This is a genomic window from Escherichia sp. HH26CH (genome assembly GCF_009820205.1).
Taxonomy (GTDB): domain Bacteria; phylum Pseudomonadota; class Gammaproteobacteria; order Enterobacterales; family Enterobacteriaceae; genus Escherichia; species Escherichia coli_F.
This window is the reverse complement of the sequence record NZ_VNXM01000054.1, coordinates 25,311-42,152: the sequence shown is the minus strand read 5'-3', so window position 1 is coordinate 42,152 and position 16,842 is coordinate 25,311. Positions and strand designations below refer to the sequence as shown.

Sequence of the window (16,842 nt, the reverse complement as noted above, 5' to 3'; positions counted from 1 at the left end):
TCAGGAATGCCGTGTATGGATGATTTAACCCTGCGCTATTACGAAGCAGAGATGCGCTATCTGCGGGAAGCCGGTAAAGAGTTTGCCCGTGCCCATCCTGATCGGGCAGCAATGCTGAATTTGGATAAGCCTGGCGCCTGCGATCCCAGTGTGGAACGTCTGTTTGAAGGCTTTGCCTTCCTGATGGGACGTTTGCGTGAAAAGCTGGATGATGACCTGCCGGAGCTCACCGAAGGTCTGGTGAGTCTGCTGTGGCCGCACTATATGCGGACTATCCCGTCGCTGGCCATTGTTGAGTTCTCGCCTGACTGGCGTAGTCTGCGTCAGGCCGAAATACTGGCTGAAGGCTTCTCCGTTCTGTCCCGTCCTGTCGGGCCGCATAAAACCGCCTGTCAGTACCGGACGACCCGCGATGTGTTACTACAACCGCTGCACCTTGCAGATGCCTGTCTCCATACTGAATCCGATGGCCGCTCTGCTATCCGTCTGCGCTTCGAATGCCCTGAAAAAGTGGACTGGAGTAAAGCCGGGATCGACAAAGTCGCCATTTTTCTTAGCGCAGAGGCGCCGGTAAGCGCTGCTCTGCATTTGGCAATGACCCGGCGTGTACATGCCATGTATGCGCGTCATTCCGGGACATATACCGGACGTCATCAGTTTGACGGATGGTGCAGACCTATGGGCTTTGACGACAATGACTGCCTGTGGAAGAAAGCCGATACTGCCTTCAGTGGTTACCAGTTGCTGCTGGAGTATTTCAGCTTCCGTCCGAAGTTTATGTTTGTTGAACTGCGCGGCCTCGACACCATCGGGCTCACGGCGGGCAGTACTTGGTTTGAAATCGACATTGTGCTCAGTGAAGTCTGGTCATCCGGTTTGCCTTTTGAGACAGAAAACTTTCGCCTGCACTGTGCGCCGGTTATCAATCTCTTTACCCTGGAAGCCGACCCGCTGATCCTTAACCCGCTGGATAACGAGTACCTGCTAAGGCCCCTGCGTCTTCAGGATGGTCACACCGAAATTTACAGCGTCGATAACATTCACGGTTCGGTGAAGAATGGCAGACACCCTTATGTCCCGTTCACCAGCTTCCGGCACCGGGGCGGTATGATGCGCCACGATGCTCCTGAACGTTATTACCACACCCGCGTGAAACGGGGACCCTCCGGCCTGTATGACACATGGTTAGTTCTCGGGGGACGTTCGTTCGAACTGGAGCAGTTGTCTGATAAACCGGAGTCCCTCTCGATACGAATAACCGCTACCAACGGGCAGCTTCCGCGCAGGGCGCTGGAAAGTACGCTCCTGGACAGGGTGGTCAAAACCGGCAAAGTCCCCGTCAGAGTCATGAACCTCACCGCACCGACGATGCCACTGTATCCCCCGGCAAATGACCGGTTTCACTGGCGGGTGATGAGTCACCTCGGATCAAACTTTCTCAGCATGATGGACAATCCGGAGGTGCTGCGGGGGACGCTGGCGCTCTATGACTGGACCGACGATGAAATGAACCGCCGCCGGCTTGAAGCCATCGTTGCCGTGAAGCACACCCTGATCCGCCGTTTTGAAAAGGGCTTTATGCTCCGTGGCGTGGACATTGAGGTCACGCTGAATATGGATAATTTTGCCGGCGAGGGCGATGTGAATCTCTTCGGGGAGATGTTGCACCGTTTTTTTGCGCTCTATGCTGATGTCCACCTTTTCAACCAGCTCACACTGGTACTGCAACCCACAGGGAAACGACTGAGATGGAAAGAGAATCACAGCCGGCACGTACCGGGCTGACGCAGGCCCTGGCCCTTAACAACGATATCTGGCGGGCCAGTTTTTATCGTTTCTGCCAGCTGCTGGAGCAGGAAAACCCGGACGGGCCAAAACTGGGCACGTCCAGCCATCCGGGCGATGATCCGGTGCGATTCAGACCTTGGCCCGGGATGGGATTCCCGGTCAGCACCCTGAAAGCGGTGGAGATCGACGAAGACCATCCGACATTACCCCCAACGATCCGCACGACATTTCTCGGAATGTATGGGGTGGACTCACCTCTGCCGACGTCCTGGCTGGATGATATTGCGCAGAGCCGTGAAGGACATGAGGCGCTCACCTCATTTCTGGATATTTTCAGCCACCGCATAACCACGCAGTACTACCGGATCTGGCGAAAATATGCGTATCCAGCCACTTTTGAGGAAGGGGGACGCGATGCCACATCGCAGTGTCTGCTGGGGCTGGTCGGGCTCGGTATGCCCGGTACCGCTGAACAGGTGGCAACGCCGGTTTCCCGTTTCCTGGCCTTACTGGGTGCCATGCGATTACCCACCCGCAATGCTGAAGGCATCCGGGCTCTGGTGAGTCTGCTGGCACCGAATACCCGCGCACTTATCACCGAACCCGATCCGGTTAAGGTCCATATCGATAACCGCAGTGGGTTGGGTGCCGGAAACCGCATCCGTCTTTCGCAGCGGGCCACGCTGGGTAAAACGGCAGGGGAAGCATGCAGCCGGTTCCTGATGACACTGGAAACAGCGGATCCGAACGAGGCGGAAGGCTGGTTGCCCGGTGGTGTCCTCCATACCGATTTGCTGGTCCTGCTGCGCGTTTATCTTGGCTACCGCAGTGACGTCCGGCTGCGCCTTACTGTACCCGTGCAGTTGTTGCCTGAGCCCCGCCTGGGCAAAAGCAGGCCTGTTCAGCTGGGTCGTACCGGTTTGCTGGGGCTGAAAGCGGGGAAACTCAGCAATGGCCGGGAGAGTCTTACGGTCAGTCTGGGCTGCTACGAAGGGCTGAAATGTGCTGCGCTACCGCCTGCTGAAGACGGACATTATCGCTTCGAATAATCACATGTTCTCTCTCAATAAAGGAACGCCTGAATGGTAACAGTAATCCGCTGGTGGGCGCCGATGTTTATTGCCTGTGGCCTGCTCGCAGGCTGCGGTCTGACGCAGACCGTCACGGACGGCACGATCAGCATCACGAAATCCATCTTCTATAAAAAAATCAAAACGCTGCATCTGGATTTTACCCCGCGTACGGCCATTAACGCTGATGGTGCACAGACACCACTGGCGACGATGGTGCTGGTTTACCAGCTCAGGGATCGTAAAGCGGTTGATGCTGCCGATTACCAGATGCTACTGCGCCGGGCCGATGCCGTACTTAAGGATGACGTGCTGGCCTCAAAAGAACTGCTGGTGATGCCCGATGGTAGCGTGACGCTCAATATGCCCATGGATGAAAATGCGCAGTTCGTGGCTGTGGTGGGACTGTTTAACCGCCCGGATCAGAAGGACAATCGCTGGCGCCTGGTACTGACCCGTGATGACCTCAATCCGGATAAGCCCCGCACCATTGAACTGGGTGATGGCTGGCTCAGCCTTGTGCCGGTAAAGGAGTGACGTGATGGATAACCGGTCAGCGTTTTTTGACGGGCAGACCCGTTACTTTCTGGAAATTAATGGCAGTGCAGTAAAGCCTGATGTTTTACGTTTTCGTGGCAGGGAAGCACTGAGTGAGCCGTTCCGATGGGACATCGGGTTCACCTCCCGGAATACGAACATTCCTCCGGAAGAGGTGCTGATGAAATATGCGTCGTTGCGGATGCGTAACGGCAAAAATGTCCATGGCATTGTGACCCGTCTGGAATGGCTGTCCACATCAAAAGACCAGTCCCATTACCGGCTTACACTCAGTTCCCGTCTGGCGCTGCTGGAATACACCCGGCAATGCGCCGTATTTCAGAACCAGTCCGTCCCTGAGGTGGTGGAGCAGGTGCTGCGCAAACACGGGCTGGAGGGCGCTGATTTTGAATTCAGACTGGAACGCGCTTACCCGTCGCGTGAAATTATCACCCAGTGGCAGGAAACGGATTTGCAATTCATTCAGCGCATTCTGTCTGAGGTGGGGATTTACTGGCGCACGGAGATGGATGATGTGCGCGGACTGGATACGTACATTTTTGCCGACAGCCAGCTTCACTACCAGTTTGATGTGCAGTTGCCTTACAGCGAGCCCTCGGGGTTGTTCGACGGCGCAGCAGAATCGGTCTGGGATGTGCGGACCTGGCACAACGTCGCCACCGGCGCTGTCACCACGCGTGATTACAACTACCGGACAGCCACCACGCTGATGAATGCGACGGTCAACGTGCGTAATGATGCGGTCACCACCGGGGAGCATTACGGTTACGCAGTACCTTATCGTGAAGCGGGAGACGATGCCAGCCCGGAGCCGGAAACCGAATCTGGTGCGTTTTACGCCCGGCTTCACCACGAGCGGGAACTCAACAGGTCGGCCCGCATTCACCTGTTCAGCAACGCCGCACATCTCTCCCCGGGGCAGGTGCTGGAGCCGCAGGGGGATGTCATTACGGACCTGAAGGAAGGGATTGTCCTCACACTGGTGACTTATCGGGGAGCCCGGGATTCCCGGCTGCATGTGTCAGCATGGGGAATGTCTTACACCGAACGTTACTGTTTCCGTCCGGCAGAAATCCCGCGTCCGGTCATCCCGGGCACGCTTCCGGCACGGATTGAGAGTCGCGAGAAGAACGATATCTATGCCCATCTGGATGGGCAGGGGCGCTACCGGGTGAAGATGGACTTTGACCGGGAGGAGACGGAACCCGGATTCGGCTACCTGTGGCTGCGGATGGCAAAACCCTGTGCAGGTGAAACACTGGGCTGGCATACGCCGCTCATTGATGGCACCGAAGTGGCGATTGCATACAGCAATGGCGATATTGACCTGCCCTACATCGCGTATGCACTGCACGATGCTGGGCATCCTGACCCCGTGAACCGGGACAATCACACCCGGAACATCCTCAGAACCCCCGCTAACTCAAAACTGCGGATGGAGGACAGGCGCGGCGAGGAGCATATCAAACTCGCCACAGAGTACGGTAAGACACAGCTTAACAGCGGGCATCTGGTGGACAGCCAGGGGCAACTGCGGGGTAAAGGCACAGAGCTGCGTACCGATGAGTGGGGAACCCTGAGGGCGGGGAAGGGACTTTTTGTTGCTGCGGATGCGCAGGCGAAAGCACAGGGCGAGGCACTGGACATGGATGACGCGCTGAAGGAAATCGACAGGCTTAATCAGCAACTGCAGCAACTGGAAAATGCCGCAGAACGGGCACAGGCGCTGAAGGCTGATATTGACATTCAGATACAGATGTTTGAGCAGCGGCTGAAACCGCTCAATGAAGCTGTGCTTTTCTCGGCGCCGGAAGGCATTGCCCTGACCAGCGGTGAAGATATGCAGCTGGCTGCTGGTCAGAATCTGGCGGTTAACGCCGGAGGTGATATCTGCACCGGAACAATGGGCAACCTGACCGCGCTGGCCGGAGAGAGGCTGGGGCTTTTTGCCCGGACCGGTCAACTTAGCCTGAAATCCGGGGAAGGGGCAGTGGATGTTCAGGCACAAAACGGCAGCATGCGGTTGTTTGCTGAGAAGAAGCTGACGCTGAGCTCGGCAAGTGATATTTCCATTGCAGGGAAAAAACGTATCACGCTTATCGGTGGCGGAAGTTATCTGCGACTTGGGGCAGGGAAGATCGAGTATGGTACGACGGCGACGTATCTGCGCAAAGTTAAGCGGACTATGGCCGCATCAGCCAGCTCTGAAGCTGCACAGACCGTATCCTTGCCGACTCCGGTGACCATGCGAGAATTTAACCCAGAAACACTCACTCCATGGGTGACACCAGTTTATGCAAAATCCTGCCTGAAGGAGAAAGGCTGCACGGATGCTGGTACAGCCGAAGAGCTTGTTGATCACTTTGGACAGATGACGATTTTTGCCCAGCCTGTCGAGGACGACTGCTGTGGTTACGGTCATCAGCATGAGCATACAGATGATGAAGTCGTTCAGCATGCCCAGTCAGCCAGAAAACGTAAGCCTGACGTCGGGGGCGCAAAAGCTCCGGCCCCTGTAGGGGCAACGGCTGCGCCGCTTGCTTTGGGGGCTGCTACGGGCGTGATGACCCAGGTCTGGGGGAGGGGGCCCTGACTGGCGTATTGAGTGCAGCTCGGGGAATTCCGTATATAGGAGCAATGATGTCCGCGCTTTACGTTCCATCTGCAGGCGAGGGGAGTGACAGAGTTCCTGGTCGGGATGAATTCTGGTACGAGGAAGAGCTGCGGCAGAAAGCCCTCACTAGTGCAAAAGCGACAACTGCCTTGAAAAACGCCGTTATTACCCGATCTCAATGGATGTTATTGGGTGTTCTCCTTCCATGAAAATACGTAGGGGCACCAGTGCCATCCCAAATCGCAGATAAACTAAGAGGGCAAGAGTTTAGTAATTTTGATGCGTTTAGGACTGCCTTTTGGAAAGCTGTAGCTGAGGACTCAGCATTGCTTTCTCAATTTACAAGAGGTAACAAGGCTTTAATCAAAAAGGGATACGCACCTTTCACTATTCCAGAAGAGCAGATTGGTGGTCGCAAAACATTTGAAATCCATCATAATGAGAGAATAGTAGATAGGGGGAGGTATTTGACATGGACAACTTGTCAGTAGCCACTCCGAGAAGGCATATCTATATTCATAGAGGAAAAAGTGAATGACAACCTCATATAAACAGCTTAATGACTATACTGAAAACGAGTTTATCCAATTCGCAACCGACATTTTTGAAGTCAATTCAAATTCAGAGGAAGAACATCATGCTTTGGTATCAAAATTCGAAGAGCTGGTTCAACATCCAAGGGGCAAAGGCCTTATTCATTATCCAGAAGATGGTGAGGACGATTCTCCTGAGGGAATTGTCCAAACGATCAAAACATGGAGAAAATCTCAAGGGCTCCCGCTTTTTAAGGATAGTTAAGTATTGATACCAGAACTTAATGTAGTTGGTTGATTGGGAAATATGAGCAAAAATTTCTACTCGCACACTATCAGGGATGTAAAGTTTGTTATAATGGATATTAATAGCATTAAAGAGAAATCAGAAAATCATACCGGAAGTGAATTTTAGAAAATATTGTGTGGATTTTGCGAGAGTTATAATTCAACTCCATCACCGGAGGGTGAGGAACTGAAAAAAATCATTTAGATAATGTTCTTGACATTATGACTGTATGAGTTGGAACAGGATAGGTCAGTGTCTTTATATACTATCCAGATACACTTGATAATGACTTATCTGAAGATGCATTGAATGAAATAATTAAATGGACGGAGTTGCGAGGGCTTCCTTTATTTAAGGGGCGTAGGTTAAAATTTTATGAAAACAATAATATCATCATATGCTATATAGCAGTATTAAATTAGACATTTAACATGATAGTAATACAAATTGGATCATTATTATGAACCGAAAATCCCCATCATTATATGAAATTCTCTATGGTAATTTCACTGGCGGGCTGGAGCTGAATCAGGTTGGTGAGGAAGAGCAGGTTATTCTTTCGGTGCTCGATAACATGCAGCGTATTCTGAATACCCGGGCCGGGAGCCTTAAACATCTTCCGGACTATGGGCTGCCGGATATGACAACCGTTCTGCAGGGAATGCCGGATACGGCGCATCAACTGATGCGCGTGCTTTCAGATGTTCTGCTGAAGTATGAGCCACGTATTAAGCACGTCGACGTGACAATGCAGGAACAGACTCAGCTAGGTGAGTTGCATTATGTCATTGATGCAGAACTTAAAGACGCAGGACTGGTTCGTTACGGAACAACATTTATGCCGGAGGGCAGGGTGTTGCTGCGACATCTTAAGCAACAGCAGTTTGTGGACAATTAATCTCATTATTATGTATGATTTTTATCCGGGCAGCCCCTGTGTGGGTGGTCCGGATGAAAAATATATTTTTGTGATTTTGATTATGAACCCGTTATTTAATGATATTCAGATGCGTCTTTTTTATCTGAACCACTCTCCGTACTCCTAGCACTGGAATGTCAGATTCAGACCTCAGGAAGCCGTGTATATTGGCAACGATACCTGTCATATCACCATTACCTGTAATCAGTCCGGTTTTCATTTAACCCGGAACGGACAACGGTTGTTCACTGAGCGTTATATCAGAAACCTTCATGAGCTGTTACCGATTCTGAAACGGCGGTGGGATGTGACACCACCAATCATCCGTACAGTGGAATATCTTTCCCGGGGCCCGGTATCACACTGACGTTCTTTCCGTAACTGTTAATCATGATTTAATACAGCAACACCGAATCTGCCGATGACTTCTGAAGTGAAACTGAAAACCGGTGGTGACCCCCGGTCATTACCGGATTATGCTGCCCTGCGCGATGAAATCAGCAAACTGACCCACCCGGCACGCCCGGATGTGGACTGGCGTTACGTGGAAACGCTCTGCCTGCGTCTGTATGAACACAATGGCGTGGAATTACAGACGGCATCCTGGTACACCATCGCCCGGATGCATACAACAGGGTTAAGTGGCCTGAATGAAGGGCTGGCTCTGATTGTGGCGCTGACCCGGCATCACTGGTCAGTGATGTGGCCGCTGAATACACACGCCCGGCTGGAAATTATTACCGGTCTGTTCAACCGTCTGCAAAAAACGCTCCGGGCCATGCCACCGGATGACCGTGACAACCTGCCCCTGCTGTATCAGACCGAAACATTCCTGAAAGAACTGAGTGACACACTGGCCCGGTACGAACTTAAACAGAGCAGTAAAGTGGCTTTACCGGAAGCCATGGTGAAGGGATATATCACCCGTCTGGAAAATCAGCCGGTGCAGGGCGAAGCGTCGTCTCCGGTAACCCTTCCGGCTCAGGTACTCCGGTCTGATGCTCCGGACGTACAGGAACATCAGCCCCTGCCGCACTCCCGTCTGGTGTATGTTGTTTCTGAAACAAAAGCAGAGCCCACACCCTCCATTCAGAAATCCCCGCCCACGTTTCTGAAGCCGTTTTTGGCTGGTGTCTGTGCGGCATTGCTGGCTGTCAGCGTGGCCATTCCGGGATGGCAGTTTCTGACACAGCCATCACCAGCGGAGCAGCAACTCAGGGCGCTGCTGACATCCCCACCGGATGCGCTTTCAGCAGACCAGATGACGCAGCTCAGCAGAACCCCCTCACTGCTAAATCATGCGTCAGAGTGGATAACCCTTTCCGGTCAGCAGATAACGCGACTGACAGAACTACCGCTGGCATACAACCTGCAACGCAGTGCGCAGTTGCTGCAGCAATTGATGGTACTTTTTCCTGATAATCCCTGTGTTCAGGAAATGGTGGATAACTGGCAGAAGAGCATAAGGAGTCGTGCGCTTCCGGAAGAGGCGATGACGGGCTGGAATGAAGGCATGACCCTCTTACAGCAGCTGGCTGAGCGCCTGAATCGTCTGGATGAACATCGGGGAGAATACATAACGGTCAGTGAACTTAAAACAGCGGTGTTTAGCATCATGCAGGTTTTTAACCGCCACATCCCGGCAGAAGAGCTGTTACGTCGCTATGGTGAAACCCAGAAACAAAATGGCAGTGAACACCATAAAAAACAGGCAGAAACGGTACTTAATCAGTTGAGATATCGCTATCAGATAATAAACTCAGAAAAGCGGGGGGACTTTCCTGACAGCTAGTCAGGCAGACTAATGCAAATTTTTCTATCAAACAAGGGAATGTTTAATTTTCACGAAACTTATTTTTGACTTGGCGTTTAAATTATTTTATGTCGAGGTATTATGATAATATACTATTTCCCATTTCAAATGGAAGAAAATGACATCTTTCTTGATGATGAGATCAAACATCAAAGAGCCAAGAATAAAGAGTCTTTTGGCGTAAGAGCCTCAGACAAAACACCATTGCATTTTTTAAAGATAACTGACAAATTATACATCGTTGCTCATGGAAACACCTCCGTTATAGGCACTGGCTCTGCAACAGGACCGACATTGAGCCCAAAGGCATTAGCAACCCAATTAATTCAGAAACGTTTGCCAAAAAGTTTCAGAGATCTCAGGTTACTGAGTTGCAATTCAGGTATACATTCAAGAGTCCCAGCTTTCGCACAACGCCTGAAAGAGATTATGCATGAACATGGATATCACAACTTAGTAGTTACAGGATATCTTGGAGAAATAGATGTATCCAGAGACTGGAGATTAAAAAATACTGATGATATGTCTTTTTATTCATCGAAAAAAAAAGGAATAATACCAGCAGAAAGCATGTTAAATGAAACTCAAAGAAATCTTTGCAGTTCAGATTTAAAATTCGCGCTTTCTGATTTCAAAAAACGGTTTTAAAAAGTAAGCGATGAGATAATCTTTCCCCCACCTTCACGGCAGAAGCAGATCCTGCCGTGAAGGATACATATTCTAATGTGTGTGATTCATAGACATCGTTTCAATTTTCTCAGCTCAAGTTCAAGCTTGTAATTCTGTTCCTGAATATGCTCCTCATTGGGCTGATAGTTTGCGTGAACGGCATCCGAGTATGGCGTTTTCTCAGCTAGTTCAAAGTAGCGCTCCATCGGCGTTTTACCGTTGTGAGCGCTACGAGGACGTTCCCAGTTATAGTAATGCTGCCATTCTGCCAGTCGCTCCTCCAAGTTATCAGTAGCGATATCTACGGTAGCGTAAAACTCAGCTTTGTCTGTCTTTTGGGAGCGTTCAACTTTGCCATTAAGATGGGGTGATGCTGGTTTATTTGGACGAAACTTGATGCCGTATTCTTTCAGTCTTTCCTGCACCTTAACGGCAAAAAACTCTCTTCCCCGGTCTGTCTGCAAGCGCTGAATCGGGAACGGCATTTCTTCAATAACACAATCAATGAAATCCAGTGTGTTTGTAGCCGTGCGACGGGAATAGAGCCTCAGAACTCTGTAGCGAGTGCAATCATCAACAGATGTGTACTGATATAAGCTGGGGCCAATTTTACAGGTATCCATCTGAACCCGATCACCGGGAACAGGGCGTTCGTAGCGAATGAAATCAGCTTTACGCCGCAGGTTTAACCGGATTCTGGTAAAGAACTTTGTGGATTGTTGCCATTGCAAGTGAGATTGAATGAAGTCGTTTTAACTCGCTTTGAATCCGTCTTGCACCCAGATTTCGCTGGGAACGTAACTCCAGAATCAGAGCGACTTCGCAAGTGCCGGTTTTCGTTGATGGCGAACGCTTAGGGCAACGGCTGTGGCTTTCCAGACCAGCGATGCCCTGAGCCAGATACCTGCGCCACCATTTACGCAATATAGGACGAGAAATGCCACAGCGACGGCATACGAACCCCGAATCACCGGACGTTTCATAGAGTTTTACCCACTGTAGCCGCTGCTGAATTTCCCTTCTCATAGTTAGGCATTATAGTGAAACGATGTTTATGAATCACACATGTTATATGCGGTTTTTTTGCGGGTCTGCGCGGCCTATCGGCATATGAAAATCTGACTCTGTTCAGGTGTATATTTGTAAGCGTAAAACCAATGCCGTCTGTAACTCCTGATCCTTGCAGACTAAATTAGAGCTCCTTCTAAATTAGACGGAGTTCTATTGATGGATAAACTTACAGACTGGCGCTCTGGGACCCGCCGGATATTTTCTAATGAATTTAAGCTTCATATGGTTGAACTGGCTTCGAAACCAAATGCCAATGTTGCACAACTGGCCCGGGAACATGGCGTTGATAACAACCTGATTTTTAAATGGCTACGCCTCTGGCAAAGAGAAGGACGTATTTCTCGTAGAATGCCTCCAACTATTGTAGGCCCTACAGTACCACAATCTTTTCCGGCCTCTCCGACTCTGGTTCCAGTGGAACTTATCGACACCCCGCGCTGTGCTACAGATGCTCCTGCACCGGAGGCATTATCAGTTGCTTGTGCGGCTTCCTGCCATGTGGAATTCCATTACGGTAAAATGACACTGGAAAATCCTTCACCAGAGCTGCTCACGGTGTTGATCCGTGAACTGACCGGGAGGGGAAAGATGATTTCACTCCCATCGGGTACCCGCATCTGGCTGGTTGCCGGCGTTACCGATATACGTAAATCGTTCAACGGATAAGACATATGCTGAAGGAGGATCAGTAATGGATTAAGTGATCACAGATGCCCAGAAATATAGATTCAAATCCAGCTTAGTTAATACTTCAATACTATTTTGATGAAAATTATTATATGTTACCTCGGATTTTAATCAGGCCCCCAGATTAAATTAAATATTGAGCGCCTGATTATGTTTATTCATTAATATCTGTCATTGATTGTCTTATTGACAGCTATCCCCCGTATTAATCTGAGTTTTCATTTATTTTTAATGCATAATCAGATGCCGCCTCATCATTATTCTCAGTATTATCATAGCCGAAAACCTCCCCAGGCACGGGCGTTCACGATAATAGTCATCGTCATAGTTTTCATCGTCAGATAATGATATGTCGTATTCTTAATATGATTCACCACAATTATACATAAAATCATCTCCTTTGGGATGGTTACAATAATTAGTGAGTTTATTCGAAAAAATAATGAGCGCCAGACCAATTCACACGACTTTTGATTATAATCATGAAGATACCTGTTTTAGTACAAATAGAATCAAACTCAATACAGCATGATTCACCTTTATATTCTCTCAGGGAAACCAAATACCACTATTCAACTATTAAGAATAAAATTCTGGAGGTGTGATTATCTGAAGATAACTGCATCCTAAATAATTTCAGACAGATATTATCTCCGTGAATCCCCCGCCATCTTTCCGGTGCGCGGGGTTTTGTCTTTTTTCACCGGGAATACATGTATAAATCCGTCTGATGCCATTGAGGCAATTGAAAAACCGCTCTCCTCCCTGCCTTACTCACTTTCCCGTCACATCCTGGAACATCTGCGCAAACTCACCAGTCACGAACCCGTGATTGGCATTATGGGAAAAAGCGGGGCCGGTAAATCCTCACTCTGTAATGCACTGTTTCAGGGGGAAGTCACACCGGTCAGTGATGTTTACGCCGGCACCCGGGAAGTGCAGCGCTTCCGTCTGAGTGGCCACGGTCACAGCATGATTATCACTGACCTGCCTGGGGTGGGCGATAGCCGGGACAGGGATGCAGAGTATGAAGCCCTGTACCGTGACATTCTGCCTGAACTGGACCTGGTACTGTGGCTGATTAAAGCCGATGACCGTGCCCTGTCTGTGGATGAGTATTTCTGGCGACACATCCTGCAGTGCGGACATCAGCAGGTGCTGTTTGTGGTGACGCAGGCCGACAAAACGGAGCCCTGCCATGAATGGGATATGGCCTGTATTCAGCCTTCCCCCGCACAGGTACAGAACATTCGCGAAAAAACGGAGGCGGTATTCCGGCTGTTCCGGCCCGTACATCCGGTTGTTGCCGTATCGGCCCGCACCGGCTGGGAACTGGATACGCTGGTCAGTGCGCTCATGACAGCACTTCCCGACCATGCCGCCAGTCCCCTGATGACCCGCCTGCAGGACGAGCTGCGCACGGAATCTGTCCGCGCTCAGGCCCGTGAACAGTTTACCGGTGCGGTGGACCGGATATTTGACACGGCGGAGAGCGTCTGTATTGCCTCTGTTGCACGCACGGTTCTGCGAGCCGTCCGTGACACTGTGGTCTCTGTTGCCCGCGCTGTATGGAACTGGATTTTCTTCTGAACAGTCTGCCAGGGAAATGCCTGATTACATTACGTTAACCAACTGAAAACATGACACAAACCCCTCATACTCCTCCTGTTTCTCTTGCGTGGCTGCCTTGTTATTAATAGAATAAAACGATCGATAAAATGGGTATTGATCGTTACTATCGATCGTTTATAGTGGTTAATGGCCTGCGAAAAGGCAGCTGAATCTCTTCATCATGCAGAACGGAATTGCACACAACGGACTGATACTTCTCTGGCGGATGAGAGAGGGTAAGCATTTATGTCCGGGAAAAACCACTTTATCTGACCATGCTGTTTTGTACCTGCCGGTATCCACATTTGTGGGTACCGGCTTTTTTATTCACCCTCTGTAAGGAAAAGCTGATGAAACGACATCTGAACACCAGCTACAGGCTGGTATGGAATCACATTACGGGCACCCTGGTGGTGGCTTCCGAACTGGCGCGCTCACGGGGAAAACGCACCGGTGTGGCGGTTGCGCTGTCTCTTGCTGCTGTCACGTCAGTCCCGGTACTGGCTGCTGACACGGTCGTACAGGCGGGAGAAACCGTGAGCGGCGGAACACTGACAAATCATGACAACCAGATTGTCTTCGGTACGGCCAACGGAATGACCATCAGTACCGGTCTGGAGTATGGGCCGGATAACGAGGCCAATACCGGCGGACAATGGATACAAAATGGCGGTATCGCCAACAACACTACTGTCACCGGTGGTGGTCTTCAGAGAGTGAATGCCGGAGGAAGCGTTTCAGACACGGTTATCAGTGCCGGAGGCGGACAGAGCCTTCAGGGGCAGGCAGTGAATACCACTCTGAACGGCGGTGAGCAGTGGGTACATGAAGGCGGGATTGCAACGGGTACCGTCATTAATGAGAAGGGCTGGCAGGCCGTCAAATCCGGCGCAGTGGCAACCGACACGGTTGTGAATACCGGCGCGGAAGGGGGACCGGATGCAGAAAATGGTGATACTGGGCAGACCGTCTACGGAGATGCCGTACGCACCACCATCAATAAAAATGGTCGTCAGATTGTGGCTGCTGAAGGAACGGCAAATACCACTGTGGTTTATGCCGGCGGCGACCAGACTGTACATGGTCACGCACTGGATACCACGCTGAATGGGGGGTACCAGTATGTGCACAACGGCGGTACGGCGTCTGGCACTGTTGTAAACAGTGACGGCTGGCAGATTATCAAGGAAGGTGGTCTGGCGGATTTCACCACCGTTAACCAGAAAGGCAAACTGCAGGTGAACGCCGGTGGTACAGCCACGAATGTCACCCTGAAGCAGGGCGGCGCACTGGTCACCAGTACTGCAGCAACGGTTCTTGGCAGCAACCGTCTGGGGAATTTCACGGTGGAAAACGGTAAGGCTGACGGCGTTGTTCTGGAGTCCGGCGGTCGCCTGGATGTACTGGAGGGCCATTCAGCGCAGAAAACACGGGTGGATGACGGCGGTACCCTGGCAGTGTCTGCCGGTGGTAAGGCAACAGATGTCACCATGACATCCGGTGGTGCCCTGATTGCAGACAGTGGTGCCACTGTTGAGGGGACCAATGCCAGCGGTAAGTTCAGTATTGATGGTATATCCGGTCAGGCCAGCGGCCTGCTGCTGGAAAATGGCGGCAGCTTTACGGTTAATGCCGGGGGACAGGCTGGCAACACCACTGTCGGACATCGTGGAACACTGACGCTGGCTGCCGGGGGAAGTCTGAGTGGCAGAACACAGCTCAGTAAAGGCGCCAGTATGGTACTGAATGGTGATGTGGTCAGTACCGGCGATATTGTTAACGCAGGAGAGATTCACTTTGACAATCAGACGACACAGGAAGCCGCGCTGAGCCGTGCTGTTGCAAAAAGTAACTCCCCGGTAACGTTCCATAAACTGACCACCACGAACCTCACCGGCCAGGGCGGCACCATCAATATGCGTGTCAGCCTTGATGGCAGCAATGCCTCTGACCAGCTGGTGATTAATGGTGGTCAGGCAACCGGCAAAACCTGGCTTGCGTTTACAAATGTCGGAAACAGTAACCTCGGGGTGGCAACCTCCGGACAGGGTATCCGGGTTGTGGATGCACAGAATGGTGCCACCACAGAAGAAGGTGCGTTTGCCCTGAGTCGCCCGCTTCAGGCCGGCGCCTTTAACTACACCCTGAACCGTGACAGCGATGAAGACTGGTACCTACGCAGTGAAAATGCTTATCGTGCTGAAGTCCCCCTGTATGCCTCCATGCTGACACAGGCAATGGACTATGACCGGATTCTGGCAGGCTCCCGCAGCCATCAGACCGGTGTAAGCGGTGAAAATAACAGCGTCCGTCTCAGCATTCAGGGCGGTCATCTCGGTCACGATAACAACGGCGGTATTGCCCGTGGAGCCACGCCGGAAAGTAGCGGCAGCTATGGCTTCGTCCGTCTGGAGGGTGACCTGCTCAGAACAGAGGTTGCCGGTATGTCTCTGACGACAGGGGTGTATGGTGCTGCAGGCCATTCTTCCGTTGATGTTAAGGATGATGACGGTTCCCGCGCCGGCACGGTCCGGGATGATGCCGGCAGCCTTGGCGGATACCTGAATCTGGTACACACATCCTCCGGCCTGTGGGCTGACATTGTGGCCCAGGGAACCCGCCACAGCATGAAAGCGTCATCGGACAATAACGACTTCCGCGCCCGGGGCTGGGGCTGGCTGGGCTCACTGGAAACCGGTCTGCCCTTCAGTATCACTGACAATCTGATGCTGGAGCCACAACTGCAGTACACCTGGCAGGGACTTTCCCTGGATGACGGCCAGGATAACGCCGGTTATGTGAAGTTCGGGCATGGCAGTGCACAACATGTGCGTGCCGGTTTCCGTCTGGGCAGCCACAACGATATGACCTTTGGTGAAGGCACCTCATCCCGTGACACCCTGCGCGACAGTGCAAAACACAGTGTGAGTGAACTGCCGGTGAACTGGTGGGTACAGCCTTCTGTTATCCGCACCTTCAGCTCCCGGGGAGACATGAGCATGGGTACAGCCGCAGCCGGCAGTAACATGACGTTCTCACCGTCCCAGAATGGCACGTCACTGGACCTGCAGACCGGACTGGAAGCCCGTGTCCGGGAAAATATCACCCTGGGCGTTCAGGCCGGTTATGCCCACAGTGTCAGCGGCAGCAGCGCTGAAGGTTATAACGGTCAGGCCACGCTGAATATGACTTTCTGATTATACGGTATCCCGGAAATACG

At 51.5% G+C, this 16,842-nt stretch carries 12 protein-coding genes and 6 pseudogenes; 16 read left to right on the top strand and 2 right to left on the bottom strand.

Annotated features, from left to right (window positions below):
* Positions 1-15: 15 nt before the first annotated feature.
* The 12 genes and pseudogenes from tssF to FQ015_RS24295 all read left to right on the top strand — a co-directional run bounded on the left by tssF (position 16) and on the right by FQ015_RS24295 (position 10,232).
* Complete coding sequence (gene tssF / locus FQ015_RS17690; RefSeq protein WP_000342470.1) at positions 16-1,785, top strand: type VI secretion system baseplate subunit TssF; 1,770 nt, start codon at positions 16-18, stop codon at positions 1,783-1,785.
* Complete coding sequence (gene tssG, locus FQ015_RS17685; protein ID WP_000439137.1) at positions 1,749-2,837, top strand: type VI secretion system baseplate subunit TssG; 1,089 nt, start codon at positions 1,749-1,751, stop codon at positions 2,835-2,837. The genes tssF and tssG overlap by 37 nt, the downstream gene beginning before the upstream one ends.
* A 33-nt stretch (positions 2,838-2,870) precedes the next feature.
* Positions 2,871-3,395 (top strand): type VI secretion system lipoprotein TssJ, encoded by a 525-nt coding sequence (gene tssJ / locus FQ015_RS17680; RefSeq protein WP_000259060.1) that lies wholly within the window; start codon positions 2,871-2,873, stop codon positions 3,393-3,395.
* Positions 3,396-3,399: 4 nt separating this feature from the next.
* Positions 3,400-6,009 (top strand): type VI secretion system Vgr family protein, encoded by a 2,610-nt coding sequence (locus FQ015_RS17675; RefSeq protein WP_160524327.1) that lies wholly within the window; start codon positions 3,400-3,402, stop codon positions 6,007-6,009.
* A gap of 248 nt (positions 6,010-6,257) precedes the next feature.
* Positions 6,258-6,521 (top strand): hypothetical protein, encoded by a 264-nt coding sequence (locus tag FQ015_RS24645; RefSeq protein ID WP_332219111.1) that lies wholly within the window; start codon positions 6,258-6,260, stop codon positions 6,519-6,521.
* A gap of 43 nt (positions 6,522-6,564) precedes the next feature.
* A complete protein-coding gene (locus FQ015_RS17670; protein ID WP_000213829.1) occupies positions 6,565-6,828 on the top strand; it encodes a bacteriocin immunity protein in 264 nt (87 codons plus the stop codon).
* 484 nt (positions 6,829-7,312) lie between these two features.
* A complete protein-coding gene (tssE, locus tag FQ015_RS17665) occupies positions 7,313-7,750 on the top strand; it encodes a type VI secretion system baseplate subunit TssE (protein ID WP_001080618.1) in 438 nt (145 codons plus the stop codon).
* 181 nt (positions 7,751-7,931) lie between these two features.
* Entirely contained in the window at positions 7,932-8,138 is a 207-nt protein-coding gene (locus FQ015_RS24635; RefSeq protein ID WP_370447178.1) for a hypothetical protein, read from the top strand.
* Between the two features lie 54 nt (positions 8,139-8,192).
* A pseudogene (locus FQ015_RS24310) lies at positions 8,193-8,459 on the top strand (type VI secretion system ImpA family N-terminal domain-containing protein); the annotation flags it as partial.
* A gap of 381 nt (positions 8,460-8,840) precedes the next feature.
* Positions 8,841-8,981, top strand: a pseudogene (locus FQ015_RS24305) (hypothetical protein); the annotation flags it as partial.
* Positions 8,982-9,032: 51 nt separating this feature from the next.
* Positions 9,033-9,563, top strand: a complete 531-nt coding sequence (locus FQ015_RS24300) for a VasL domain-containing protein (protein WP_225288286.1) — start codon at positions 9,033-9,035, stop codon at positions 9,561-9,563.
* A gap of 102 nt (positions 9,564-9,665) precedes the next feature.
* Positions 9,666-10,232 (top strand): hypothetical protein, encoded by a 567-nt coding sequence (locus FQ015_RS24295; RefSeq protein WP_000587971.1) that lies wholly within the window; start codon positions 9,666-9,668, stop codon positions 10,230-10,232.
* A gap of 86 nt (positions 10,233-10,318) precedes the next feature.
* Here FQ015_RS24295 and FQ015_RS17650 read toward each other — a convergent pair.
* Positions 10,319-11,279: pseudogene (locus tag FQ015_RS17650) on the bottom strand (IS481 family transposase).
* Between the two features lie 201 nt (positions 11,280-11,480).
* Here FQ015_RS17650 and FQ015_RS17645 point away from each other — a divergent pair.
* Together FQ015_RS17645 and FQ015_RS24290 are read left to right on the top strand one after the other, a co-directional pair.
* Positions 11,481-11,912: pseudogene (locus FQ015_RS17645) on the top strand (transposase); the annotation flags it as partial.
* Positions 11,913-11,987, top strand: a pseudogene (locus FQ015_RS24290) (IS66 family insertion sequence element accessory protein TnpB); the annotation flags it as partial. It abuts the pseudogene before it with no gap.
* Positions 11,988-12,216: 229 nt separating this feature from the next.
* Here the strand turns inward: FQ015_RS24290 and FQ015_RS17635 are convergent.
* Positions 12,217-12,362, bottom strand: a pseudogene (locus FQ015_RS17635) (hypothetical protein).
* A 366-nt stretch (positions 12,363-12,728) separates the two neighbouring features.
* On the opposite strand from FQ015_RS17635, the gene FQ015_RS17630 reads away from it, so the two are divergent.
* Positions 12,729-13,601, top strand: coding sequence for a GTPase family protein (locus tag FQ015_RS17630; protein WP_160524344.1), 873 nt, complete (start codon positions 12,729-12,731; stop codon positions 13,599-13,601).
* Positions 13,602-13,972: 371 nt separating this feature from the next.
* Positions 13,973-16,819, top strand: a complete 2,847-nt coding sequence (locus tag FQ015_RS17625) for an Ag43/Cah family autotransporter adhesin (RefSeq protein WP_160524326.1) — start codon at positions 13,973-13,975, stop codon at positions 16,817-16,819.
* Positions 16,820-16,842 lie beyond the last annotated feature (23 nt).